This window comes from Methylobacterium sp. J-070 (genome assembly GCF_022829385.1).
GTDB lineage: Bacteria > Pseudomonadota > Alphaproteobacteria > Rhizobiales > Beijerinckiaceae > Methylobacterium.
This window is the reverse complement of sequence record NZ_JAKSXX010000208.1, coordinates 36,907-61,009: the sequence shown is the minus strand read 5'-3', so window position 1 is coordinate 61,009 and position 24,103 is coordinate 36,907. Positions and strand designations below refer to the sequence as shown.

Genomic DNA, 24,103 nt, shown 5'->3' with positions numbered 1-24,103 from the left:
ATGCGATGGACACTGGCGGAAGGGGTGGGATTCGAACCCACGGTGGAGTTGCCCCCACGGCGGTTTTCAAGACCGCTGCCTTAAACCACTCGGCCACCCTTCCCGGACAGCATCCGCGACGGCACGGTTTCGGCCGCTTCTCTCCTGGCGTCAACCGTGGAACGGGCGGTTGACCTGCCGGAACATTCCGCCTATCCCACCGCCCACGCCAGAAGCCGCTCACGCTGCGTCGGCCCGCAAGGCCGACAGCATACCGGACGGCTCTGCGCGAGAGCTGATTGGGGGATAGTTTAACGGTAGAACGGTGGACTCTGACTCCTCTAGTCCTGGTTCGAATCCAGGTCCCCCAGCCACCTTTCTGATCTGCCGTTACCTCGTCTAAGCCCGAACATATCCCGCTCCTCGATTGCCGTTGGGACTTATCCCCGGCTTAGCGCGATGCGCCCAGTCGAGTGTGTGCCCTGAAATCGGTTTGACCGGACCCGATGAGGCACCGGCGTATCGCCTCGCCCCCGAAAGCCGACGATCAGTCAGACACGGCAGTTGGGCCGCCCCGGGATGGCAGGTCGCGTCCGGATCGCCGCCGTTCCCGGACCGGATCGATGGTAGAAGCCGGCTGTCCATGAGTCGCTGACGTTGCGCGCGGCGGCTTCGTAGGACGACCGGACGCTTGGGCGAACGTTCACGATGAGGCCAGGCAGTTTCGCGCGCCGGGCACGCCTGCCACAACTCTGCGAATATTGCTCACGATAACGTGTCGATATTTTATATTGCTTGGATGCCTCAGATAATGTGCGGCCGAGACGGCGGACGCGAGAGGAAATTGCGTACGCGGGCGGCAATTCATCCGTTGAAGGACCTCTGGGCTGCGGTGTTACAGAACGCAATACATATATTGACTTAAATCATCCGAGAGGTCTCCAAGATCACTACACAGCAGGCACGGCCTGGGTAGTGAAACGAAGTTAATTGAAGGCGTGCGCTATGAGTGCCGGTCGCATCAGGGGCCCGAACACCGCGGGACGCGCCTCGGCACGTGGCATCCGGGCCGTCTGCAGCGTGATCGCCCTCTGTGCACCGCTCCTTGCCGCATCCGCCACTGCCGCGGAGCGGCTGCCGATCTTCTCCAAGAACACATCCTACGATCAAGCACGGTCGAGCCTGGTCTCGCTGGGCTGGGCGCCGGTGGCGCAGGCCACGCAGCATTGCGACGCGAACGGCTGCTATGATCGGTGCGCCCACGGATCCGCCGGTCGCTGCGAGGCCTATCCCGAGGCCGAGACCTGTCACGAATTCGGATTGGCGAGCTGCGGTATGATCTGGCGGCGCGGCGGCGCCCTCATCGAGATCCGGACCTTCAGCGCAGACGTTCCGCCCTACGTCGACCGGGTCCAGTGCCGGTCCGGGTGCTGACCGGAGCCTCGGCCGCGCCGTCCCGATCCGCCGCATCGAGCGTCCCGTCGAGGCGGATCAAAAGTTCTTAACGCCCTTGACGCAGCGAAGTCGACTTCGCCCCGTCGGATCGTCAAAGGCTGTTGATGTTCGACGCTGATCTCGGCAAGATTCGTTCTGCAACGAGGAAATACAAATAATGATTCGTCGGGCCTTGGGAGCGGGATCGGCGGCGGCACTCGCGTGCTGCGTGGTGCTCGGAAACGTGCCGGCACGGGCGCAGGTCGTGGAAGGGCTGGGCGCCATCTCGGCCGTGGCGGGCCCGGTGCTGATGAAGAAGCGGGTCAGGGACATCCTGACCGGCGCGCGGCTGACGGCCTCGACCTTGCTGGAAGACGGACGGAAAACCGGCAATGGTCTGATGGTGCGCGGAGCGGACGAGCTCGCTGTTGCCGTCCTCGACGCGAGCGCCGTCTTTTCGGACCGTCTCGACGTCACGCTGGAAAAGCTCAAGGAGCCGGAGCGCCTGCTGCTCGAAGGGATCGCCGGCGCGCAGACGACCGCACCGCGACTGGCCGACAGGATCTATACCGCGAAGGACACCGCGACCCTCGATGTCGCCGGCATTCTCGGTCAGGTCGCCTTCTCGCAGGAGCGGTTCGCGATACAGCGGATCGTCGGCCTCACGCAATTGGAGAAGGACGGCGCCTACCAGATGCTGGTGGTCGGATCGTATGTGGGAACGTTGGGCGACGGACCCAGGACCAGCCTCAAGCTCAGGATTGCCGACCGGGAGGTGACCGGTCTCACGGTCAGTCCGATGGAGGCCCACGTCGCGTCGCTGTCCATTCCGAACGACGTTCTGAAGCCGTTGTTCAACGCCGACGCGCTGGCGATCGTGGACGCGGAGCTCATTGCCGAGACCGTGATCCCCGGCAAGACGCTCTTCTTTTTCGCCAGCGAGAAACGGCAGAGTGTCACCGCGAAGGTCCATCTCGTCCTGTACCCGTCCTATGCGGGTGAGGCGAAGCTGATCATCAGCGCTCCGGCTTACGGGTGGAAATCGATCCCGGACGACAGCACGACCACGTCTCAACCGGATGCCGCGGCCTGCGCGAACGGCTGCGGCGAGCCGGCCGGGGCACCCCGCGACCTGTCGCTGACGGCCCCTGGCGGTGACAGGACACCGCGCGTCGGCGGTGACGTGCGGATCGTCAGCGCGACCTGCGGGCCGATCGCGCCCGGCAGCGCGACCGGCGGTCAGACGCCCGTCGTCGTCTCGGATTCCGGGCGGCGCGCGACGTGTCGTGTCGAGGCGACGGCTCAACCCCAGGCCTACCGCTTGGTCGTCAAGCGCGAGCAGTGGATGCCGATCTCGGATCTGATCACGAGTTCGTTCGTGAAGCTCTATTACGGAAAGCCGACGCCGATCGTCGTCCCGCTCGATGAATCGAATATCCGGATCACGGGACGATCCCTGACCGGCGACTCGTTCGACGAATTCCTCGATGCGCCGGACCCCGGATCGCCGATCGTACTGGTCAAGAAGGATGTCAACGGGGCGAATGCGACCCTGTACCTGCGCGCGAGGCGTCCATCCTCTCTCTATTGAGGCTCGTGCGAGACCGGATATCCGGCCCTTCGCCGGCGCCGCCCTCTCCGACGCAGGGGCGAAGTCGGTCGGAACCGCGAAGCCGGCCGTCGCGGACACCTTCGACACCGAGCCTGGATGACAGCGAGGGCCCCCATGGAGCCCAGGTCTTCCGGCCGTGATCGCACGGGCAAAGGCCGTCCCCGATCGGACCGGGTGCCTAGGCGGCCGCTTGCGTTTGCGACCCGCGTGCGTTGCCGGCGCCCGAGATCCCGCACGCCGTGGTTTTCAGGGTCGCGGCTCGACCGCAAGCAACGCTTTGATCTGGCGCATTTCCGTTGGGCACTTCAGCGAAAGGCCGGAAGACAACACCCGATGAGGCCGAGACCGAGTACGAGAAGGCCTCCGCCGACCATCTCCAATACAACAACGCGCGCGGGCCAGCGCGCCGAATTCTGCGCTATGACGACACCGAATACGATACAAATAAGACTGGTGAAAAACATTCGCGTCGACAGACCTAGATATATTCGGGTCGAACCCTGAAATCAGATCGATAGATAGATTTCGATCCGGATGCCAGAGTTTTCTGAAGCGGAAAGTCGAACACGGGCCCACCGGGGCACACGCGGACCCGGTTGTGTCCGATCAGCAACAAATCAGCCCGAGGGCTTTTTCTCTCTGGTGTGAATCACGAAGGGCGATGCGCGCTCCTCCCCCTTGCGCGGATGAGTTGGCGGTGGGGGTGGTTCAGAAGGCGCCGCCGAGCCACATTTAGCACCAACCCCCACCCCTGACCCCTCTCCGCAAGAGGGCGGGGATGCGCGCCCAGTCCGGCAGGCGCGTGATCCAAGTCAAACCGAAGATGCTCAAGGCGCGCCTCGGCCCGTCCGCCGAGCGGTTGCGCCTGCTCGCGGCTCGGTGATCCGTGCTTCTGCCGCGGGCGGAGACGGCATCCAGCTCCGCCCGCACGCCTTTGGCGTTCGGCCGCGTCGATCGGCGAGATCCTTTCCGGGTTGCGGTCGGTGGTTGCGCGTTGTCGGGTGTCAGGCCGCGGCGCTGACATTGCTCTGGGCGAGGATGAAGGCCGCGACACCGGCGGCCGGGATCGGCCGGCTCAGCAGGTAGCCCTGCACTTCGGAGAACCCGCTCGCCCGCAACCGGGCGAGCTGCTCCGCGGTCTCGACGCCCTCGGCGGTGGTCGTGATCTTCAGGCTGCGACCGAGCTCGGCCACGACGTGGACGATGGCGGCGGCCTCGTCGCGATCCATCAGGTTCCGGACGAAGGACTGGTCGAGCTTGATCTTGTCGAAGCGGAAGCTGTTGAGCGAGCTGAGCGAGGAGTATCCCGTTCCGAAATCGTCCATCGAGAACCGCACGCCGAGGCGGCGCAGGCGTGTCAGCATGTCGTAGGTCGTCTGGTCCTGGCTCAGGATCACCGACTCGGTGATCTCGAGTTCGAGCCGCTGGCTCTGCAGCTGCGTGTCGCGCAGAACCTCCTCGACGAGCTGGTCGAGCTTGCCCTCGCGGAACTGCGCCGGGGAGATGTTGACGGCGATGCGCAGGCTGCCGGGCCACGTCATCGCGGCCGCACAGGCGGTCCGCAGGACGTAGACGCCGAGCGCGTCGATGAGGCCGGTGGCCTCTGCGACGGGGACGAATTCACCCGGCGAGATCATGCCCCGCTCCGGATGGTTCCAGCGCGCCAGCGCTTCGAAGCCGGTCACCGCGTTCGTCGCGAGGTCGAAGAGCGGCTGGTAATGCAGCTCGATCTGCTCGCTCTCGATCGCGATCCGCAGCTCGCGCTCCAGCCAGCGCCGCTGGTTCTGGCGCTCCTCCATCTCGGGCTCGAAGGCGCGCACCCGGCGGCTGTCGTCGGCCTTGGCGACGTAGAGGGCGAGGTCGGCGCGGCGGAGCAGGTCGTCGCCGTCGGTGTCGACCGCGGACGAGACCGCGATCCCGAGGCTCGCGTCGGCGGAGACGAACTGGTCGGCGATCAGGAACGGGCGCCTCAGCTGGACCAGAGCCTCCTCCGCGAGACGGAGCGCGCCGTCCGGCAGATCGGAGCCGGACAGGACCAGGGCGAACTCGTCACCGCCGAGCCGTGCGACCGTGCAACCGGGCGGGCTCAGCGCCTTCAGGCGGCCGCCGACCTGCCGGAGGAGGTCGTCGCCCGCGGGATGGCCGAGCGTGTCGTTCACGCCCTTGAAGTCGTCGAGGTCGAGGCAGATCACCGCCACCGCGCGGCCGCCCTGCGCGTGTTCCGAGAAAGCCGCGGTCAGGCGCTCCGCCAGCAGCGCGCGATTCGGCAGTCCGGTCAGGGCGTCGTGGGTCGCCAGATGGGTGATGCGGGCCTGGGCGATCACGCTCGTGGTGACGTCCTCGTGCGTCTCCACCCAGCCGCCATCCGCCATCGGCTGCACCGTGATCTCCACGCAGCGGCCGTCCGCAAGAGTCGCGGTCATCACGCGGCCCCGCGCGCCGATTTCCGAGCCGAGCTGATCCGCCAGCCCGGTCACCCGCCGGATCTCGACATGGGACGGATCCGCGCCGAGGGCGCCGGGCGCGAGCCCGTAGATGCCGAAGAACTGCGCGTTCGAGACCTTGAGGCGGCCGTTCGCGCCGAACATGCACAGACCCTGCGACATGTTGTTGAGGGCCGCGTCGAACCGCCCGTTCTGCTCCTCGAGCTGTGCCTCGCGCTCGGTGAGGATCGCGTTCTTCAGGAAGACATCGTCGCGCAACTGGTCCCGCTCGGCGAGGGAGCGTTCGAGCACGACCACGGCCCGCGCGATATCGCCGACCTCATCCTCGCGGCTGACGTCGGGCACCTCGACGTGCCAGTTCCCGCGCGCCACCTCGGCCACGGTCTGGGTGATCCGCACCAGGGGGTGGATGATCCGGCTCGACAGGAGCAGCAGGACGATCGCCACGAGGCACAGGGTCAGGCCCGCGACCACGCACAGCGTCGTGAGGAGCGAACGGGAACTCGCCTCGCCGATGCCGACGACCTTGTCCTTGATCTGCTCCAGCTCCCGCAGCGGTGCCGCCACGCAGAGCCGGATCTCCTGCCCCGTGGGAATGCAGCGGACGACCTTCTCGGCGCCGGCGACGGCCTGCAGGCCGGCTCCGGAGAGGGCGCCGAGTTCGCCGCTCGGCAAATCGGCCCCGGCCGAGGAGAGGAGACGCGATCCGGCCAGGATCAGGACGTCGCGGCCGCTCAACGTCGAGAACGCTTCGAGGATCGCCTCGCGCGGGCGAAGGACGCGGTACCCGATGAGCGCGCCGATCACCTCGCCGAAATCGTCGAACAGCGGCTGGCCGAAGATATCGACGACCGTTCCGGCCTCGTCCGCCGCCAGAGCCTGAGCGAGCGCTGCGTCCCAGCGCAGCGTCGTCACGAACCCGACCGTGCGCTCCTTGTCGTTCCGCGCCATCATCGCGCGCAGGGCGGCCTCCAGGGGTGTTCGGAGGAGGGCGGCGTTCGCCGTGAGCAGCTCGGCGTCCACCCGGTCGGCGGTCAGCGCCCGCAGATTCAGGTCGAAGGCGATCACCCCGTCCAGATCGGCGAGCGCCAGAGCCGGCCGCATGAGTTCGGACGCCGCCACGGTGTTGCCGGAGAAGACCGCCTTCGACACGTCCCAGCGCTTGGCGATCGTGGCGAAGCGACGCTCCACGTCCTCGCGTTGCATCTGGAGCCGCGCGGCGGCCAGCTTCGCATCGCTGAGCAGGCGGCCCGAGAGCTGCGCTTCGGACCAGCGCGAGATCTCGTGGGCCTGCTCGCTCAGTGTCTGCCCGGACCGGAGCGCCACCAGAAAGACGAGGGCCGCGAGGGCGATCGCGGCCGTCGAGAGCGTCGCGCCGACGAGGCGCGCGCGGAGGGAGCGTGCGAACGGGTTGCGCGTCACGGCTTGAGGGGAGCGCCGCCCCGCTCCGCCAGCAGCCGCCTGGCGCGATCCGACGTCGCGAAGGCGAGGAAGTCGGAGCAGGCCGCGTCCCGCGTGGCGACCTTGTAGATCAGCGAGAGCGTGACGGCGCTGGGATAGGCCGGATCCTGCGGGGCGTTGCCGTCGATCGACAGCACGGCCAGATCGCCCGCCAGAGCGGGGGAGAACGGACCGAAGCCGATCGCGCCCGGCGTCTGCCGCACGGTCTCGATGGCATCCTGGGTCGTGGTTGCGGTCTTCGAGCGGCTCGTGAGCGCGAGGTCGCGCCAGCCCGGCATGCTGGAGCGGAGCACGGCGAGGGTGCTGTCCGTCTCCTCGCGCCGGACCACGCGAATCTTGAGGTCCGAGCCGCCGAAAGCGCTCCAGTTCTCGATCGCCCCGGAGAAGATTCCGGCAACCTGGGCGCTGGTCAGGCTCGCCACGCCAACGCCGCGGTGCACGAAGATCGCCGAGGGAATCCGCGTCAGCGGGACCTCGATGAGTCCCTGGCCCTTCTCCGCCTCGGAGAGGGGCCGCGCGACCCGGCCGAGCTTCTGGCGCTCGCCGCCCACCGCCGCGACCGCGCCGCCGGAGCCGATGCTCGCCGGCACGGAGACGCGGGCCTCACCGGCCTCGGCATTGTAGGCCGTCGCGACCGCCTGCAGCATCTCGATCCCGTCGCCGGTACCGACGATGGCGAGATCGTCCGCCCACGCGCCGGTCGAGGCGGCGAGGATGGCGAGGGCGGCCGCGGAAACGCGCCGGAGGCTGACGAATGCAAGTGCCATGTCCGCAGCCTGCGGCGAGAACAATTAAATCGGCGTCACCAAATACACCAATACGGGGCCGTGGTTTATGAATCGCTAGGCAAGACGTTCGGTTTTGGATTTTTGATTACCCGAGACGCGCTGAAGAAAACGCTGAAAGAAATTCATGTCCGGCGCGTCGCCGGCCGCCGCGGTGCGCGCGGCGGCATAGAACGGGTCCGCATAGCAGGTCGCCCCTGCAGCCGCGGCCAAAAACTGAACGGCGGCGACCATCTCGGGGGACCCGGCCGTGACCACGGTGTCGCTGGCGTTGAGCATGGGCAGGTGGAGCGTCGGCCGTCCCGGACGCGCGTCATCCGGCGGGTTGTTGCCGCTGCAGGTCAGGATCACCGTCGCCCCCCGGGCGCGCAGCCAATCCAGCGACGGGCGCATGTAGAGGTTGTGCGGGTGGCGCGCCCCGGCGATCACCACCAGGTCCCGCTCGGGCTCGCGCAGGCGGCTCGCGCGGGCCACCGCCCAGGCCGGCGCCCAACCCACGCCGGAGGCGACGACCACGAGGCGCCCGCGCCCGAGCCGGTGAAAGGCGTGGCCGAACGGCCCCTCGACCTTCACCGCGGTCCCTGGCCCGATCTGGCCTCCGAGCAGGGGCGAGACGGTGCCGCCCGCCTGGCGACGGATCTGGAAGATGAGTTCGTTCAGTTCGCCCGAGCCGTCGGCCCGGAGCGACGGACTGTAATCCCGCGGCGGCAGACCCGCGAAGGCGACCCGGACGTATTGGCCGGGGAGGTAGGCCAGCCGCTTGCGCAGCGCCACCGTGACCTCGACGATCTCGGGCGTGAGCGCCACGACGCTGTCCACCGTTCCGCTGCGCCGGACGCAGTCGGGCACCTCGTCGAACTCGATCACGGTCTCGCTGGTGAGCCGGGCCCGGCAGGCGAGGACGGTGTCGCCGATCCGCGTTCCGGCATCGTCCACCGCGCCCGAATGGATGCGGACGCGACAGGTGTCGCATTGTCCCGATGCGCAATCGTGCGGGATCAGACGGCCGCCGGCGAGTCCGGCGTCGAGAAGCGTCTGCCCGGCGGTGGCCGTGACGCGGCCGCCGTTGATCACGAGGGTGATCTGCCCGGCCATGCCGGCGATCCCGATCAGCGCATCAGGACTTCGACCGGCCGCATGTGCCGCGTGTGGCGCGTCTGCGTGTGGTCGAAGGCCGAGACGTAGAGGTAGAACAGGTTGCCGGGGAGGAAATCCACGTCGTACTTGCTGCCGGTCGCGATCTTGCGCGAGGCCACCAGGGTCCAATGGTCGTCGGCCCAATGGGCGGCGGCCGAGATGCCGGCCCGGTCGCCCGTGTAGCCGTCGGTGAGCAGCACGCCCGGCATCACGGTTCCCACCGGGATCTCCGCGTCGACCTCCTTGGAATAGGGGACGGTATCGGTCTTCTCGACCATCCACCACTCGGAGCCCTCGGACGCGCCGGCGTCGGGATCGAGGTCCACGGTCCCGAGCTTGGCCGCGGTGACGCGCCAGTCCTTCGGGAGGCGCAGCGGCTCGACGGAGCCCACGTAGCCGCCGGGGCCCTCGAACCGGAAATTGTAGCGATAGGCGCTGGTGCCCGGGTCGCCCCAGTAGCCCGCCTGGTAGCGGCCCTTGACCGCGCGCTCGGCCTCGGTGGGATCGGTCGGCGGTCCGATGTGCATGTCCTCGACCACGCCGAGCATGCCGCCGCGGGCCGCCTTCCACTGCCACATGTCGATGTAGCTGCCGTCCGTGGTGTAGTGGAAGCCGCGGCCGTTCAACGGTGCCGGGGCGTCGGCCAGGGGCTTCGGGCCGAGATGGGTCGCGCCACCGGAGCCGAACGCGTCGGAGCGCGAGAAGATCACCGCGAGCTTGTCCTCGTAATAGTCGGTGACGTCTGCCCGTGCGGCCTTGGCGTCGAGGAGGTGCCAGCCATCCGCCTTCTTGACCAGCGGCACCCGCTTCAGCGAGCGCGACGGGTCCCACCAGCGGAAGGCGAAATAGACGTTCGCGTCGTCCCGCACGGCACGGATCTCCACCGTCGTCTCGCCGGTGCCGCCGAAGTTCATGCCCTGCATCGTCCGAACCGAGACGGGCCGGGCGGTGCGCCAGACCGGATCGTCGAGCAGCTTGCTGAGGTCGGGCCCGGTCGCAACCTTGTCCACCACCAGGGTCGAGCGGTCGCCGATATCCGCCCAGGCGAGGCCGCCCACGACCGGGATGCCGAGCAGTGCCGCCGCGAGGAGGGGCCGCCGCCGGCGCACCGCCCCGTCCGCCAGGGGGGCGGGGCGGAACAGCCGCAGGAGCTGCCACACGCCGCCATACATGAAGTGCGCGAGGGTATGGACGGCGATGTAGCCGAGCGCCACCAGCGCGCAGGTGGCGTGGAGCCACACCACCCATCCGCCGTAGCCGAGATAGAGCGCGACGCCGGTGCCGGTGAGGATGAGGGTGACGGCGTAGATCAGCCAGTGCAGCGCGACGTTGATGCCGCCCCACCGGGCCTTGCGCGCCGCCTTCGTCTGTCCGCCGACCACGATCGCGCGCATGCGCGCCGGGCTGTTGCGATCGGTCAGGCGCCCGCGCACGAGGTAGGCGAGGTAGGCGGTGATCCCGAAGAACAGGCTCAACCCGGCCACGAAGTGGACGGTCCAGACTTCACCCTGCGGCAGGACCGGCGCCAGCAGCTTCGCGATGCGGGCCACCGGTGCATCGGCCGAGATGCGCAGGCCGGTGATCAGGCTGGCGATCATCGCGATCGCCACGATCCAATGGATGACGATGGTGCCGGTATCGGAGCGCGGATGCCGGTCGACGCGCGGCGCCGCGGCGGGCCGGGTCTCGGACGCGGCGGTGCCGGGCGGATGCGGTGAGAGGCTCAGTGAGTCCGACATCCAATCCTCCGGATCGCCAACACGCATCGCTCGCAGAGCATTAGTGCTTTGCTAAGCTTAGCGCAGAGTACCCGCTATTGCCAAGCTTGCCGTTCCTTGATTTCGCCGGGGTCTTCGCCCCGGTGAAAAGACCGTGAATGGAGCGGCGGCTGACGTTCGACCGGGCTCAGCGCGATGGCGGCTTCGACGGGCACGCCGCCGAACAAGCTGAGGTCGCCGCCGCGCTGAAACAGCGCGGGTCCGCCGTCCGCAGCGGCGTCCGTTCGCGGGGCGAGCGGGCGCGGATCGACCTGCGCACAAGCGTCAGCCTGCCCGCGCGACGCGCCGGAGACGAGTCGATGAACCGTCAGGCCGCCCGGTGGCCGCCGACGCGCACCTTCGGGACCGGCGATGCGGCATTGCCCTGCTGCGCCACATCGCGGAGGGCCGCCACCATCGCGTCGGTCTGGATGTCGAGGGCGTGACGCGTGCGCTCGCTCTCGACCGTGCGCCAGGCGATCACGAAGCACGCGAGCATCGCCGCCGCACTCCCCGCCAGCGGGGCGATGATCAGCGCGGCGAGAATACTCACGGGCGCCAGGAGAGCCGCCGCGCTGAAGCCGGTGCCGATCGCCACTGCAACCAAGAGAAGCATGGGAGCCCCGTCCGGTAGGTGCAGCGCTATTGGTCGATCGCCGCCATAACCCGGTTAGGGCGGACCGGTTAACGAACAGTTAACGGCAAGCTTCCGCAAAAGCTTAGCCTTAAGGAATCACGCGAAAGCAAGGTTCCGTTCGGCGTTTGCCGAATTCGGCGGGGTGACGGCATCGTGGGCCGAAGGCTTCGGTCGTGGTGCCCGGTCGCACACCTCGCCGCCGTACACGACCGCCGCGGGCTAGGCTTGGCCGTATGGCCGACGCTATGTCTTCGGCGGATGCGGGCATCCCGCACCGACTTGCCAATCCGCGGCCTTATCGGACGCGGTGCCCCCTTGATATAAACCAACTAATCCTGGTTAATCCTGATCACTTGTCGGTTTCAACCGCAGGATGTTAGACGAAAAACCGCTTCCATTTGGGTAAAGAACCTTCGATGACCATTGAAGGCCGGTTTTCCGAGCGTCTTAGCGAGATCGCGGCTGTCATGGGCTGCTCCGTCGAAAGTTTCTATCTGCCCGAGAGCAAAGCCCATGAAGCCAGTCTGACGATCGAGTTGCTCCGCCTGTGGAGCGCGATCGACGATCCGCAGGCGCGCCAGCGGATCCTCTCGACCGCGCGGCGCGAAGCCGTCGCGGCGGCCGTCCTGAAAGCGGCGGAGTGAAGCCGCCGCGGACATCCGCGTAGGAGTGAACGACTCCGGGCCGCCGACCGGCGCGTTGGCCAGGTCCTCAGGCGCCCTGGGCGATCCAGCTGAGGACCGTCGCGCAACGCTCGGCCTGTTCGCGGGTGAGTCCGGATGCGACGGCAGTCCCGTCGCGGCAGACCACGAAGGTGCCGTCGCCGACAGCGCGGATCTTGATCGAGGCCATCACTGGCCGCCCGGGCCGAGCGACTCCAGCTGGTTCAGCCCGGCCTTCGTGAGCTGCCAGGTCGTGTGCGCGTCATCGGCCCCCTCCAGGCGATCGATCCGCTCCAGGTGGCCGAGGCTCTCGAGAGCGGTGAGGCGGCTGTGGTCGCCCGGCCAGGAATCGTCGGGCCTCCTGCGGATCGAAATCCGGTAATCACGTGCCTCTGCTGCCTTGTTGAGCAGGCGGCGCTCGTGGTTGACCAGCATCGGGCCTCCTTCATCACACGGATCGGGACGCGTTACTTACGTACAAACTTGCCGATATGGCCAAGCTTGGCAACCCCGGAGGTCTGAAGATCCTGGGGCCGAACGTTCCGATCCACCGGAGACGGGTCATCGACGGCGGCGCGGGGCGTTCGTCGTCGGTCGGCGGCGTTCGCGCATGAGAAAGGCCGGCCGGGTCGCCCCGGCCGGCCTCGTCGTCAGATGCGGCTGCGATCAGCGCAGGAGCTGCAGGACGCCCTGCTGGGCCGAGTTGGCCAGCGACAGCGCCGAGATGCCCATCGACTGGCGGGTCGACAGCGCCTGCGAGTTGGCCGCCTCCTGGTTGAGGTCGGCGTTCGTCAGGTTGGCCGAGCCGGTCTGCAGAACGTTGATCAGCTGCTTGGAGAAGTCCTGCCGGTTCTGAACCACCGACAGGTTCGAGCCCAGCGTGCTCGCCGCCGAGTTGAGCGCGCTGCCGGCCGTGGTCAGCGTGGCCAGGGTCTTGTTCACGTCCGCGTTCAGCAGGAAGTTGCCCAGCCCGTTCGCGCTCGTCGAGCTGTTCGAGTTGGTGATCGCGCTGAGGCCGAGGCCGGTGGCGGTGGCGTCCACCGAGGCGACGTTCAGGTTCGAGCTGCCGGTGTCGTTGAACTTGATGTTCAGGTCATTGCCCTTGCCGGCAATGAGGTTGACGCCGTTGTAGCTGGCATCACCCGCGAGCTGGGTGATCTGGTTGAGCAGGTTGTTGTACTGCTGCGCCAGCGACGAGCGCTGCGACACGCCCGTGATGGACAGGTCGCTGCTGACCACGGTGCTGGAGGCGGTGCCGTAGGTCGAGGCGGTGGTGGCGGAGGCGGTGAAGCCGAGCGCCGTCTGGCTGGCGGAGTTCTGGAACTCGACATCGGCCTGGGCATTCAGGACGATCTTGGTGCCGGTGCTGTCGGTGGAGAAGATCGCGCCGGCGCCGAAGGAGCCGTTGGACGAGGCGCTGGCCGAGCTGACCGCGGCGTTGAGGGCCGCCACCGTGCTGGAGATGCTGGAGGAGGCGTTGATGGTGGCGGAGACGGAGGTGCCGTTGATGGTCAGCAGGACGGTCGAGCTGGCGGTGCTGGCGCTGTAGGCGCCGGCGGCGGTGCCGGTGGTGGAGAGCTGGGTCGAGAGCGCCTGGTTGGCGATCGACTTGGCCTGGTCGACGAGCTTCTGGATCGAGGTGATGCCCTGGTTGGCCGCCTGGATCGACTGCACGCCGTTGGAGACGCCGTCGAGCAGGGTGTTGAGGCTGGTGGAGCGGCTGTCGAGGGCCTGGGAGGTGAAGAAGTTGGTCGGGTTGTCGAGGGCGGAATTGACCGTCTTGCCGGTGGCGAGGCGGTTCTGGGTGGTCGCCATCAGGGTCGCGGTGTCCTGCAGCGAGAGCAGGTTCTGGCGCGTCGCGGACGACAGGGTGATGGAGGACATCGTTCGATCTTTCTGATTGAGGACACCCGTTTCTTGGGTGCCGCAGTAATCGCGCCCCAGGCGTTTCGCAGAGGTTAAGAAACGGCAAGCGTTTCGAGATCTCGACGAGATCCTTAATCGATTACTTCATGAATTGATCTACTGCGATGCGATCGTGATCGCTGTTTAATATCCATTAACCATCTTGCGACATAAGCCGGAGGATAGTCGAACTCACATCAAGCTTGTCCGTGCCGGACTGATCCGACGGAGAGGCCGACGAGGTCGGCACCACACGATGTTTGGAGTCCGGCCGTGATCGCTGAAGCGCTTGTCGAGTCTGTCAGCCCAAATCCGGCGGCGGCCGCGAATTTCCCGCACGTCGCGGTGGCGATCCCGTGCGGCACGATGGTCCACGCCGACTTCGCCATCAGTCTCGGATCGATGATGCACATGCTCGGCGAGATGCCGATGTCGCTCGTCGTCGGCAAATCCTCCATCGTCGCGGATGCGCGCAACATGGGGCTTGAGTACGCCCAGAAATTCAACGCCGAATACATCCTGTTCATCGACAGCGACATGACGTTTCCGCGCGATGCCCTGCTGAAGCTTCTCGTCAGGAACGTCGATATCGTCGGCGCGACCTACTCCCGGCGGACCGCCCCGTTCAACTTCCTGGGCGACATCCTGCCCGAGCAGCCGGCCGACGCTCCGAAGGGCCTGCTGGAGATGGCCCGGATCCCCACCGGCTTCCTGCTCGTGAAGACGCGTGTCTTCGAGCAGCTGAAGCGGCCGTATTTCCGCTTCCGGGTCGACGAGGAAGCGGGGGTCAACATCGGCGAAGACTACGATTTCAGCGATCGCGTCCGCTCGCTGGGATATCGGATCTGGTGCGATCCCTATCTGAGCAAGGAGATCGGGCACATCGGCGAGCAGGCGTTCAAGCTCTGAACGGCATCCCGGGCCTCGCGCGCGCGGCGCCGTTCAGGCGCGCTCGCCGGCGCATGCCTCCGCGAAACCTATCCAACGCGTCGTTGAAGGGCCGGCGAAGGCCCCCGTGCCCGTGCGCCCGGATGCCGTGCGTTGGAAGCCGACCTGCTCGCCAGGGGCGGGTCGGCATCGACCGGACCGGCGTCCCGCCGCGGCACGGGGGCATTTACGGTTTGAATTCGATCACGCGCTTTACGGTCTGGGCGCGAATTCCATTTGCCCTGCGGGAGGGGTTGGGTGAACGCCGGATGCGGCTCGGCGGTGCCTTCCGCACCACCCCCACCTCTAACGCCTCCCCGCAAAGGGGGGGAGAGCGCGTCGCGCTTCGTGATCCGCACCTGTAAGAAAACGCTCGAGGACCGCGGACGGCGCGGCCCCCGCGCCGTGACGCTCGATTCCCGCGTGAAGGTCCCGCCGGACCGGCGCCGACCCACGGCTGGGGTCAGCGCGTCCGGGACGCCAGGGCCTGCTGGAACGCCGAGAACACCCTGCGCATCTGCGGCGCCTTGTAGGGAAAGAGGTCCGCCGCATCCATGTCGTGGACGACCATGCCGGTATCGGCTTCGAAGATCAGCAGCCGGCCGTCGGGGCCTTCGGCACAATCGATGACCAGATAATCGAGTCCGATCCGCCGATGGATCTCGGCGAACGCGATACGGTGGCGTTGCCCGAAGGCGCCGTCGAAATCCGCCATCGCCGACGCTTCCGCGGCCCGCTTCTCCGGATCCTCCAGCATCCCGGCGTTCAGGTAATGGATCATCCAGTGATCCCGCACGGCCATGTGGCAGAGAAACGGTGCGCCATCGATCAGAACGACGCGGAACTTTCGGTATAGACCGTCCGCGTCGCGGTAGTCGCAGAATGCCGTGACGTAGACCGTGTCGGCCTCGGTGCCAGCGATGTAGTCGCTCAACGCACCGCCCTCGTCGATCTTCTGGAGGTCGTTCCCGGCATGCGTGTCGATGGGGCGGATCAGGATCGGATAGGCGAGGCCGTCGGGGAGCCGCCCGCCCGCCGACACGAGGTCCGATCTGTCCACGCGGACGACGCGCGGAACGTGAACGCCTGCGGCATCGCCGAGCGCCTCGGCGAGCCCGTGGCGGGAGGTGCGGAGGACGTTGCGGGGCTGGTTGAAGACCGGCCGGGGCCAATGCGCGGCGGCCTCGCCCAAGGCTTCGAGGACGGGTTCGTTGGCGCGCGAATAGGCGACGCCGACGACGGCCACGTCGTGATCCGGGAGGCGACGCGGGATCTCCTGCCCGGGAAGGACGAACAGGTACTCGACGGCGAAGCCGGGATCGTTCAGCAGGAAGTCGATCGGCGTGTTCGCCATGAGATCGCCGGCGGTGACGATCACGAGAACCCGCGTCCTCGCCTCCGGGGTATTGGACTGGAGCGTAAAGTGCCTGTGGTCGCGCAGGACATCGTTCTGAAGCCTGAGCGCCTCTTCGGGACGGTGCAGCAGCATCAGGATGGTCGAGAGATCGAGGGCCGCGCCCGCTCCGACCATGCCGTCCTGCGCCCGATCGGCGATCGCCTGGGCACAGGCCGCCATGTCGGAGCCCTCGAACGCCGCCCTGATCAGGCGCGCCTGGCCGATCATCGGACTGGGCGGGGCGTCGAGCATGGCAGCGGCTTGCATCATATCGTCCGGCGGGTGGGAGGCGCGTTCGTGCGCACTGAGGATCCGCGCTCCGAGTCGCGAGCCCCTGAGCCGGCCGAACGGATCGCCGTCGGCACTGTGCTCGTCCGCCCGTTGACGAAACGCTAACCGGGTGACGGAGAGCCGCGCCGGACGGCCGGAGCGGCCCCCGCCGTCGCTCAGCTGCGCCGGGACGACGAGGCGGCCGCCCGCCGGAGCGCGTCCGCGAGCGCGCCCGACGGCGCGGATCCCTCCGGCGCCGGCGGGCTTCCGGGCGGCCTGCGGGAAGCCTGGTCGGGCGCCCCGCGGGGTGCGGCGGCCGGTTCCACCGGATCGTCGAGACGCATCGACAGGGCGATGCGCTTGCGCGGAACATCGACGCTCAGGACCAGCACCCGGACGACCTCGCCCGCCCGTACAACCTCCGCGGGGGACGCGATCCGTCGGCGCGCCATCGCCGAGACGTGGACCAGCCCGTCCTGGTGGACACCGATATCGACGAACGCGCCGAAGGCCGCCACGTTCGTGATCACACCTTCCAGCTGCATCCCCGGCCTGAGGGCGCCGATGGTCTCGATTCCCTCCTGGAACTGGGCGGTCCGGAAGGCGGGCCGCGGGTCGCGCCCGGGCTTCTCGAGCTCGGCGATGATGTCGCGCACGGTCGGCAGGCCGAAACGCGCATCGACGAAGGCCTCCGGCGCCAGCCGCCCGAGCGCTGCCGCGTCGCCGAGCAGGACGCGGATATCGCTCTTCGTGGCCCTGAGGATCCGCTGGACCACCGGATAGGCCTCCGGGTGGACGCCCGACGCGTCCAGCGGATCGGCGCCCCCGTGGATGCGCAGGAAGCCTGCGGCGAGTTCGAAGGTCTTCGGTCCGAGGCTCGGCACTGCCTTGAGCGCGCCGCGGGTCCGGAACGGTCCGTGCGCGTCCCGGTGCGCGACGATCCGGGCCGCCATCGCGGTGCCGAGCCCCGAGACCTGCGCCAGCAGTGCCGGCGAGGCGGTATTCACGTCGACGCCGACCGCGTTCACCGCATCCTCCACCGCCGCGGCGAGGGCGCGGGACAGCTTCGCCTCGCTGACATCGTGCTGGTACTGCCCGACTCCGATGGATTTCGGGTCGATCTTGACCAGCTCCGCGAGGGGGTCCTGCAGGCGGCGGGCGATCGATGCGGCGCCGCGATGCGACACGTCCAGATCCGGCAACTCCCGGGCGGCGATCTCCGAAGCGGAATAGACCGAGGCGCCGGCCTCCGACACCGTCACCTTGACGAGCTTCAGGCCCGGATTCCCGGCTACGATCTCGGCGGCCAGTCGCTCGGTCTCGCGGGACGCCGTGCCGTTGCCGATCGCCAGCAGCTCGACGCCGTGCTGGGTGCAGAGCCGGCCGAGCGTCGCGACGGCCTCCTTCCAGCGGCGTTGCGGTTCGTGCGGGTAGGTAGTCTCGACCGCGACGATCCGGCCTGTCCGATCCGCCACCGCGACCTTGACCCCGTTGCGGTAGCCCGGATCGAGCCCCATCGTGGCCCGGCCGCCGGCCGGCGCGGCCAGGAGCAGGTCCTTCAGGTTGCCGGCAAAGACCTTCACGGCGTCATCCTCGGCCCGCTCGAACAGGCGGGTCCGCAGATCCTGCTCGATCCCGGTCCTGATCTTCGTGCGCCACGCCGTGCGGACCGTGTCGAGGAGCCACGCATCCCCGGCCCGGTTCCGGGCGGCGATGCCGAACCGGTGGCAGATCGCGGTCTCGAACGGGCCCGGTGCACCCGGCTGCGTGGCCGCGCCCTCGGCATCGAGGCCGACCTCGAGCACGCCCTCGCGCTCGCCCCGGAAGACCGCCAGCACCCGGTGCGAGGGCATCCGCTCCAACCGCTCGGACCATGCGAAGTAATCCGAGAACTTTGCCCCCTCCTGCGCCTTGCCTTTTCGGACCTTCGAGAGGAGCTGGCCGCCCCGCCAGACATCGGCGCGCAGGCGCCCGACGAGGTCGGCATCCTCGGCAAAGAGCTCGATCAGGATCGCGCGGGCTCCATTCAGGGCCGCCTCGACATCGGCCACCCCGCGCTCGGCCGACACGAAGGCGGTCGCGACAGCTTCCGGCGACCGCTCGGGCCGCTCCAGGAGCGCCCGCGCCAGCGGTGCGAGCCCGGCTTCGCGCGCGGACTGCGCCTTGGAACGGCGCTTGGGGCGGAAGGGTAGATAGAGATCCTCCAGCCGGGCCTTGGTCTCGGCCGCGTCGAGGGACGCCGCCAGAGCCGGGGTCATCCGGTCCTGCGCGGCGATGCTCGCCACGATGGCGCGTCGCCGGTCGTCGAGGTCGCGCAGATAGCACAAGCGCTCTTCGAGCTTGCGTAAATGCGTGTCGTCGAGGCCGCCGGTCGTCTCCTTGCGGTAGCGGGCGATGAACGGGACCGTGGCGCCGCCGTCGAGCAGGGCTGCCGCGGCGGCGACCTGCGCCTCCCGGACGCCGAGTTCCTCGGCAATGCGCGCGGTCACGGCTTTCATGGGGTCTCCGGCAGGCGCTGTGGCTGTCGAACCGAAACTCGGCTTACACCGCGGAGCCTCGGGCGCCGGGCGGTCGGATTCAAGGCCCGCGGAACCGGTCAGGCATGCGGCTTCGTGCCGTCTTCGTCCTTGGCGGCGCGGGCGCAGTCGAGGATGCGCTGCCGTGCCTCTAGATCCCCGATCGAGGACCACAAGCTGAGCAGCTCCTCCGTCATCGCGAGTTCCTCCGGCCGCGTTTTACCGAGGAACGCCTCGACGGAACAGCCGAGGGTATCGGCGAGATCGTGGAGGATGCGGTGCGACCGTTCGGTCGGTCTGCCGATGTGGTCCACCATCGCCCTGTCTTGCTCCGCCGGCCCGAAGGCGCTGACTCCAGATGTTGGCACGATCCGGCATCCGTGCAGGCGCCGGTCCGGTCGACCCCACCGCGCCGGCTGAAGGCGATCATCGCCGGGCGTCCGACAGGCCGGGGCGACCGCGATACGCTGCCTGGACGTCGGATGAGCGCCCCGGGGACTCCTGTGGAAAATCGATTCGCGCGGCGGCCGTTCCAAATAATGCTCTGGACCCGGAAGACGGCGCCCTGAACTGATCGAAGCGGTTGGGTACCGGTCGACCTGGATTACTCGGGCGTAATTCGACCCGAATCGCCCGGGCTCCGCCGGGTCGTCGCCGCGGCGCGGCCACCTTGACGGTGATGGTTTCGCGTCATCGGGATGTCACGGGTTGATGAAACCTTTCCATTTCGCATGTCCTAGGAAGGCAGGCGTCCCGTGCAGTTCGAGATTCGCGAGAGCAGCCGATCGTTGTGGTCCTGGGTTCTCTTGAACGAGACCGAGGAGACGGTGCTGGTATCGCGCCGGAACTTCCCGTCCCGCGCCCAGGCGACGGCGGCGGCGCTGGCGTTCTCCCAGCTCGTCTCGCGGGCGGGGCGCACCCTGGCGGGCGGGCCGCGGCAGGTCGGGTTCCTCTGACGCGCGATCGCGCGTGGCGCGGCGTTCGGCACCGCGGCGCAGCCCTTTTGAAACGCGGCCCCGTCGCAGCGACGCGGCCGGACAGCCTCACGCCCGGTGGCGGATCAGGCTCATCACGCTCCAGCAGGCGATCACGCAGCCGACGCCCATCGCGCCGAGGCAGCTGATGGTGCGCACCGGCTCGCCGCGGGCCAGGACGATGGCCGCCGCGAGGGGAATGAGCAGGAACGCGAGCAGCAAGGTCATGGGCGACTCCGGTGGCGGTCGCCGGACTCTTGGACCCGAATGGTTAACCGCCTGTCACGGGCCGCGGGCGCAAGCCCGTCAGGTGAGGCGAACGAGCCGGTCGACGAGCGCGCGGTCGTGCAGCAGCGCCATCCGCTCCTTCGGCGTCAGCCACGCCTGTGCCTCGCCCACCGTCTCGGCTTCGCAGATCTTGGCGGCGGCCAGCGTCTGATCCGGGTCGATCGCCCCGCGCGGCCGGGATCGCCCGACGGGCAGCATCCGCGCGTGGACATCGGCGAGGCCGGGATCGGCGTGCAGCGCCACGAGGGCGTCGGCGGTGTCGAACCCGAGTGCGGCGTTCCGGGCGGTCAGGGCACCGGCGCGCACCGCGATCGCGGGCGGTGCGTCCTCCTCAGGCGTACCGAGGAGGCGCCGGTGCTTGAGCGCGAGCCCGAGCCCGAGCTGGCCGCTCGCCCAGGAGATCGGGATCGCCAGCACCAGACCCAGGATGGTGGGGCTCATCCAGAGGAACAGCGAGGTGGCTATGGCGAAGGCCGCGACCCCCGCCACGAGGCCGAGCACCATGTGCCAGCGATGCCGGGCGACGATGTCGCGCAGCGGGATCGACCCGTCGTCGCGGCGCTGCGGGTTCCAGCCGGTGTCCCGGCCGAGGAGGATGCTCATCACCGAGCCGGACTGGACCACCATCGCGACGGGCGCCACCAGGGCGGAGAGCAGGATCTCGACGAGGCTGGACAGGACGAGTCGGCCGGCGCCGCCGCAGGCGCGCCGCACCGGACCATCGAGGAGCGCGAGGATCAGGCCCAGGAGCTTCGGTGCCAGCAGCACCGCCATGGTCAGGCCGAACAGCTGGAGCGCGCGGACCGGGTCGAACCGCGGAAAGACCGGCGAGAAGCCGGCGCCGCCGAAATAGTCCGGCCGCTCCGTGGCGGTCTGCAGGACCAGCAGGATACCGACGACCAGCTGGAGCAGCCAGAGCGGGGAGGCGAGGTAGCCGGCGATGCCGGTGGCGAAGTGCTGGCGGGTCGCCGGGTGCAGGCCGGCCGCGCCGATCACCCGTGCGTGCTGGAGGTTGCCCTGTGCCCAGCGGCGGTCGCGGACCGCGACATCGATCAGCGAGGGCGGGCTCTCCTCGAAGGAGCCCGGCAGGCGGGGAAGCATGTAGACGGCCCAGCCGGCCCGGCGGATCAGCGCGGCCTCGACGAAATCGTGCGACAGGATGTGGCCGCCGAAGGGCGGCTTCCCGGGGAGGTCGGGCAGGCCGCAGGCCGACGCGAAGGCCCGGGTCCGGATGATGGCGTTGTGGCCCCAGTAATTGCCGTCCCGCCCCGACCAGGCCGAGAGGCCGGCGGCGATCACCGGCCCGTAGATCCGGGCGGCGAACTGCTGGAGCCGGGCGAACAGGGTGTTGCGGTTGATGATCAGCGGCAGCGTCTGGATGATGCCGGCATCCGGGTCCGCCTCCATGGCGGCGGCGAGCGCCACGATCGCCGGCCCGCTCATCAGGCTGTCGGCGTCGAGCACCAGCATGTGGTCGTAGTGGCCGCCCCAGCGGGTGACGAAGTCGCCGATATTGCCGGCCTTGCGGTGATGGTTCTTCGGCCGGTGGCGATAGTAGAGCCGGGCATCGGCGCCGAGGCGTCCGCGCAGGTCGAGGAAGGCCCGCTCCTCGGCGATCCAGGCATCGGCCTGGGTCGAATCGGACAGGACGAACCAGTCGAAATGCCGGCCTAGCCCCGTGGCGGCCACGGCCTCGTGCATCGCCTCGACGCCCGCGAAGGTGCGGGCGGTCGCCTCGTTGTAGACCGGCATCAGCACCGCGGTGCGGGTCGACAGCGCGACCGGCGCCTCGATGGGCGGCCCGCGCCGGAGCAGCATGCCGAAGCCGAGAACGGCGCTGGTGAAGGCCAGGGCGATCCACGAGAAGGTCAGGCAGAACAGGACGACGAGGACGAGCTGCAGGCCTGTCGGGCTGCCCGAGACCGAGACCGTCTCGACCATCTGCCAGCCGCCGTAGGCGGTCAGGGCCGTTGCGCCCCCGAACACCGCGAGGCGCGCGAGCCACGGCGCCTTCGCCGGCCGCTCCGGCCGGTGGGCGGCGGCGGGATCCCATCGCGCCAGATCCTGCACCGGCATCGCCAGCGGCGCCTCCGGCGGCAGGCCCAGGCCGGATGTCGGCCCGGCGGCATCCGGCTCGGAGCGAAGCTGCGCCGAGGTCCGGGTCCGCGTGATCGTCTCGTCCAGGTTCATGACGGAGGCTGGCCTTAGGATTGGGACGGGAAGAGGGTCACGGGGTCCACCGGAAGAGCCAGGTCTCGCTGGCCCGGGCTTGGCCGCGCCGGAGCGCGAGGCGCAACTCGCTCGCCCGTTCGCCGCCTGGATCGAGTTCGAACAGGATCCGCAGCGTCTTCCGCTCCGGGTACCGGAACCGGTCCTGCCGGGTGATCGTCCCGGCCGAGGCGCTGAGGTCGACGTCGATGTCGCCGGGCTGGAACAGGGCGTCGCCCTCGAAATCGACCGCGAAGAGCCGGCGGTTTCCGCCGCTGCCGTGACCGCAGCGGCTGTCGCTGACCCGCGCGATCTCGGGGGGAAGCGGATCGGGCCAGCCCTTCGACCAGTGCTGACGACAGAGGAACCGCATCTCGTCGCCCTTGGCGAGCTTCGCCTTGGGGCGCCAGTAGGCGAACACGTTCTCGTTCAACTCGGAATCGCTCGGGATCTCGAGCAGCGTCACCGCGCCCTCGCTCCAGGCGTCCTGCGGCTCCAGCCAGAGGGAGGGCCGCTGCTCCCAGTGCCGCTTGTCATCCTCGAAATCCGCGTACGCGCGGGCGCGCTGCATGAGGCCGAATCCCTTCGGGCTCTGGTCCACGAAGGCCGAGACCTGAAGCGCCTCCGGGTTGTGGACCGGCCGCCAGATCGGCTCGCCGTTGCCGTTGCGGATCGCCAGGCCCTCGACCGAGAAGGCGGCTGCGCGCAGGTCGTCGACGCGGTTCCGGTCGAGGGCGCCGAACAGGTAGCTGCCCTGCATGCCGCCGAGCCCGATATGGTCGAGATCGGCCCTGGCGAAGACGATCCCGTCGATCGCGGCCGTTGACGCCTCCCGCCCGGGTGTCAGCGTGAGCCGGAACGCCGCCGTGGCCGATTCCGATTCCGCCAGGGCGTGGACCACCACCGGCTGGCCCGGCGTCGGCGTCTCGACGAACAGGGCGCGGAACAGGGGAAACTCCTCGCCGCGGGCATCGGCCGGCCGCAGGGCGAGGGCCCGGGCGTTGATGCCGAAATCCTGGCCCTGCGCCACGAGGCGGAAGAAGGAGGCGCCCTGAAACAGCGCGAAATCCGAGAGCGCGTCGCCGTCCCCGAACCGCGCGCGCAGGCGGAAACCCGAGAACGCGGTCTCGGCGTCGAGCTCCGGCAGTTCGATGCCCAGGGCGGTGAAGGCCGACCGGTCGTACGCGATCGGCTGCACGAGGCCGTTCTCGACGCGGTACAGCGACACCGGCGTGTCGAAGATCGCGCCGCGCAACAGCGGCTCCAGGACGTAGCCAAGCCCGCGGTCGGCCCAGATGGCCCGTCCCTCGGCGGGACGGATCGCCCCGTAGACGTCCCGCGACAGGCCCTTCAGGACCGCCGGCACATCGTTGGTCTTGGGTGCGACGTAAGCCGCCCTGGCGCGGGCGCGGGCGAGATCCGGCAGCGTGTTGGCCTCGAAAGCCTCGCCCGCGCCGGGGAGCGCGGGTGCCTTCTCGGGCTCGGCCGCCCACGTAACGGTCGGAAGCGCGCCGGCGGTGACGCCCAGCACCCCCGCCAGGACGGCGCGGCGGGTTGGGTCGGCTTGAGGTCCGGCATCGATCGTCATGCGGTCAGGCGTCTCGCGTCTCGGGGTGGGGCCGGTATTCGGCCCCCCGGCTGAACCCAGGGTTAAGCAACAGGCTAAACCGCCAGTCGCTCCGTTGACTTAACCCGAGCCGGCTCTCTAAGT

Annotated in this window: 19 protein-coding genes and 2 tRNA genes; 6 read left to right on the top strand and 15 right to left on the bottom strand. The window is 68.8% G+C overall.

The window, feature by feature from the left end:
- Positions 1-13 precede the first annotated feature (13 nt).
- A tRNA-Ser gene (locus tag MKL01_RS22450) sits at positions 14-103 on the bottom strand.
- 176 nt (positions 104-279) lie between these two features.
- Between MKL01_RS22450 and MKL01_RS22445 the strand changes: the two genes are divergently transcribed.
- From MKL01_RS22445 to MKL01_RS22435, 3 genes are all read left to right on the top strand, one after another.
- A tRNA-Gln gene (locus MKL01_RS22445) sits at positions 280-353 on the top strand.
- Positions 354-984: 631 nt separating this feature from the next.
- A complete protein-coding gene (locus tag MKL01_RS22440; RefSeq protein ID WP_243907398.1) occupies positions 985-1,413 on the top strand; it encodes a hypothetical protein in 429 nt (142 codons plus the stop codon).
- A 178-nt stretch (positions 1,414-1,591) separates the two neighbouring features.
- The gene (locus tag MKL01_RS22435) at positions 1,592-3,004 is read left to right on the top strand and encodes a hypothetical protein (RefSeq protein WP_243907397.1); all 1,413 of its coding nucleotides are present in this window, start codon (positions 1,592-1,594) and stop codon (positions 3,002-3,004) included.
- Between the two features lie 1,025 nt (positions 3,005-4,029).
- On the opposite strand, the gene MKL01_RS22430 is transcribed toward MKL01_RS22435, so the two are convergent.
- The 5 genes from MKL01_RS22430 to MKL01_RS22410 all read right to left on the bottom strand — a co-directional run bounded on the left by MKL01_RS22430 (position 4,030) and on the right by MKL01_RS22410 (position 11,225).
- Positions 4,030-6,891 (bottom strand): EAL domain-containing protein, encoded by a 2,862-nt coding sequence (locus MKL01_RS22430; RefSeq protein WP_243907396.1) that lies wholly within the window; start codon positions 6,889-6,891, stop codon positions 4,030-4,032.
- The gene (locus MKL01_RS22425; protein WP_243907395.1) at positions 6,888-7,697 is read right to left on the bottom strand and encodes a PstS family phosphate ABC transporter substrate-binding protein; all 810 of its coding nucleotides are present in this window, start codon (positions 7,695-7,697) and stop codon (positions 6,888-6,890) included. The genes MKL01_RS22430 and MKL01_RS22425 overlap by 4 nt, the downstream gene beginning before the upstream one ends.
- A gap of 75 nt (positions 7,698-7,772) precedes the next feature.
- The gene (locus tag MKL01_RS22420; RefSeq protein WP_243907394.1) at positions 7,773-8,810 is read right to left on the bottom strand and encodes a 2Fe-2S iron-sulfur cluster-binding protein; all 1,038 of its coding nucleotides are present in this window, start codon (positions 8,808-8,810) and stop codon (positions 7,773-7,775) included.
- Positions 8,811-8,824: 14 nt separating this feature from the next.
- Positions 8,825-10,591, bottom strand: coding sequence for an ethylbenzene dehydrogenase-related protein (locus tag MKL01_RS22415; protein WP_243907393.1), 1,767 nt, complete (start codon positions 10,589-10,591; stop codon positions 8,825-8,827).
- Between the two features lie 346 nt (positions 10,592-10,937).
- Complete coding sequence (locus MKL01_RS22410) at positions 10,938-11,225, bottom strand: hypothetical protein (protein WP_243907392.1); 288 nt, start codon at positions 11,223-11,225, stop codon at positions 10,938-10,940.
- A 437-nt stretch (positions 11,226-11,662) separates the two neighbouring features.
- Here MKL01_RS22410 and MKL01_RS22405 point away from each other — a divergent pair, with 437 nt between their 5' ends.
- Positions 11,663-11,890 carry a hypothetical protein gene (locus MKL01_RS22405; protein ID WP_243907391.1) on the top strand — a complete coding sequence of 76 codons (228 nt, stop codon included), beginning with the start codon at positions 11,663-11,665 and terminating at the stop codon, positions 11,888-11,890.
- A gap of 67 nt (positions 11,891-11,957) precedes the next feature.
- Here the strand turns inward: MKL01_RS22405 and MKL01_RS22400 are convergent, their stop codons facing one another.
- From MKL01_RS22400 to MKL01_RS22390, 3 genes are all read right to left on the bottom strand, one after another.
- Entirely contained in the window at positions 11,958-12,098 is a 141-nt protein-coding gene (locus MKL01_RS22400; protein ID WP_243907390.1) for a hypothetical protein, read from the bottom strand.
- The gene (locus tag MKL01_RS22395) at positions 12,098-12,343 is read right to left on the bottom strand and encodes a hypothetical protein (RefSeq protein WP_243907389.1); all 246 of its coding nucleotides are present in this window, start codon (positions 12,341-12,343) and stop codon (positions 12,098-12,100) included. Before MKL01_RS22395 ends, MKL01_RS22400 begins: the two co-directional genes overlap by 1 nt.
- A gap of 231 nt (positions 12,344-12,574) precedes the next feature.
- Positions 12,575-13,792, bottom strand: coding sequence for a flagellin (locus tag MKL01_RS22390; RefSeq protein WP_243907388.1), 1,218 nt, complete (start codon positions 13,790-13,792; stop codon positions 12,575-12,577).
- A 294-nt stretch (positions 13,793-14,086) separates the two neighbouring features.
- Between MKL01_RS22390 and MKL01_RS22385 the strand changes: the two genes are divergently transcribed.
- Positions 14,087-14,722, top strand: a complete 636-nt coding sequence (locus tag MKL01_RS22385) for a glycosyltransferase (protein ID WP_243907387.1) — start codon at positions 14,087-14,089, stop codon at positions 14,720-14,722.
- Between the two features lie 481 nt (positions 14,723-15,203).
- Here MKL01_RS22385 and MKL01_RS22380 read toward each other — a convergent pair whose 3' ends face one another.
- The 3 genes from MKL01_RS22380 to MKL01_RS22370 all read right to left on the bottom strand — a co-directional run bounded on the left by MKL01_RS22380 (position 15,204) and on the right by MKL01_RS22370 (position 19,290).
- Complete coding sequence (locus MKL01_RS22380; RefSeq protein WP_243907386.1) at positions 15,204-16,406, bottom strand: RimK family alpha-L-glutamate ligase; 1,203 nt, start codon at positions 16,404-16,406, stop codon at positions 15,204-15,206.
- 176 nt (positions 16,407-16,582) lie between these two features.
- Positions 16,583-18,904, bottom strand: a complete 2,322-nt coding sequence (locus MKL01_RS22375) for a Tex family protein (RefSeq protein ID WP_243907385.1) — start codon at positions 18,902-18,904, stop codon at positions 16,583-16,585.
- Between the two features lie 98 nt (positions 18,905-19,002).
- Entirely contained in the window at positions 19,003-19,290 is a 288-nt protein-coding gene (locus tag MKL01_RS22370) for a hypothetical protein (protein ID WP_243907384.1), read from the bottom strand.
- Between the two features lie 387 nt (positions 19,291-19,677).
- Here MKL01_RS22370 and MKL01_RS22365 point away from each other — a divergent pair, with 387 nt between their 5' ends.
- Complete coding sequence (locus MKL01_RS22365) at positions 19,678-19,878, top strand: hypothetical protein (protein ID WP_243907383.1); 201 nt, start codon at positions 19,678-19,680, stop codon at positions 19,876-19,878.
- A gap of 87 nt (positions 19,879-19,965) precedes the next feature.
- On the opposite strand, the gene MKL01_RS22360 is transcribed toward MKL01_RS22365, so the two are convergent.
- From MKL01_RS22360 to MKL01_RS22350, 3 genes are all read right to left on the bottom strand, one after another.
- Positions 19,966-20,124 carry a hypothetical protein gene (locus tag MKL01_RS22360; protein ID WP_243907382.1) on the bottom strand — a complete coding sequence of 53 codons (159 nt, stop codon included), beginning with the start codon at positions 20,122-20,124 and terminating at the stop codon, positions 19,966-19,968.
- 78 nt (positions 20,125-20,202) lie between these two features.
- Complete coding sequence (gene mdoH / locus MKL01_RS22355; protein ID WP_243907381.1) at positions 20,203-22,374, bottom strand: glucans biosynthesis glucosyltransferase MdoH; 2,172 nt, start codon at positions 22,372-22,374, stop codon at positions 20,203-20,205.
- Between the two features lie 37 nt (positions 22,375-22,411).
- Positions 22,412-23,980, bottom strand: coding sequence for a glucan biosynthesis protein D (locus MKL01_RS22350; RefSeq protein WP_243907380.1), 1,569 nt, complete (start codon positions 23,978-23,980; stop codon positions 22,412-22,414).
- Positions 23,981-24,103 lie beyond the last annotated feature (123 nt).

Excerpts from the sequence above, each read along its gene's own strand:
- MKL01_RS22440 (WP_243907398.1), top strand. The coding sequence starts at position 985 with ATGAGTGCCGGTCGCATCAGGGGCCCGAACACCGCGGGACGCGCCTCG.
- MKL01_RS22435 (WP_243907397.1), top strand. The coding sequence starts at position 1,592 with ATGATTCGTCGGGCCTTGGGAGCGGGATCGGCGGCGGCACTCGCGTGC.
- MKL01_RS22425 (WP_243907395.1), bottom strand. The coding sequence starts at position 7,697 with ATGGCACTTGCATTCGTCAGCCTCCGGCGCGTTTCCGCGGCCGCCCTC.
- MKL01_RS22420 (WP_243907394.1), bottom strand. The coding sequence starts at position 8,810 with ATGGCCGGGCAGATCACCCTCGTGATCAACGGCGGCCGCGTCACGGCC.
- MKL01_RS22415 (WP_243907393.1), bottom strand. The coding sequence starts at position 10,591 with ATGTCGGACTCACTGAGCCTCTCACCGCATCCGCCCGGCACCGCCGCG.
- MKL01_RS22410 (WP_243907392.1), bottom strand. The coding sequence starts at position 11,225 with ATGCTTCTCTTGGTTGCAGTGGCGATCGGCACCGGCTTCAGCGCGGCG.
- MKL01_RS22405 (WP_243907391.1), top strand. The coding sequence starts at position 11,663 with ATGACCATTGAAGGCCGGTTTTCCGAGCGTCTTAGCGAGATCGCGGCT.
- MKL01_RS22400 (WP_243907390.1), bottom strand. The coding sequence starts at position 12,098 with ATGGCCTCGATCAAGATCCGCGCTGTCGGCGACGGCACCTTCGTGGTC.
- MKL01_RS22395 (WP_243907389.1), bottom strand. The coding sequence starts at position 12,343 with ATGCTGGTCAACCACGAGCGCCGCCTGCTCAACAAGGCAGCAGAGGCA.
- MKL01_RS22390 (WP_243907388.1), bottom strand. The coding sequence starts at position 13,792 with ATGTCCTCCATCACCCTGTCGTCCGCGACGCGCCAGAACCTGCTCTCG.
- MKL01_RS22380 (WP_243907386.1), bottom strand. The coding sequence starts at position 16,406 with ATGATGCAAGCCGCTGCCATGCTCGACGCCCCGCCCAGTCCGATGATC.
- MKL01_RS22375 (WP_243907385.1), bottom strand. The coding sequence starts at position 18,904 with ATGAAAGCCGTGACCGCGCGCATTGCCGAGGAACTCGGCGTCCGGGAG.
- MKL01_RS22360 (WP_243907382.1), bottom strand. The coding sequence starts at position 20,124 with ATGACCTTGCTGCTCGCGTTCCTGCTCATTCCCCTCGCGGCGGCCATC.
- mdoH (WP_243907381.1), bottom strand. The coding sequence starts at position 22,374 with ATGAACCTGGACGAGACGATCACGCGGACCCGGACCTCGGCGCAGCTT.
- MKL01_RS22350 (WP_243907380.1), bottom strand. The coding sequence starts at position 23,980 with ATGACGATCGATGCCGGACCTCAAGCCGACCCAACCCGCCGCGCCGTC.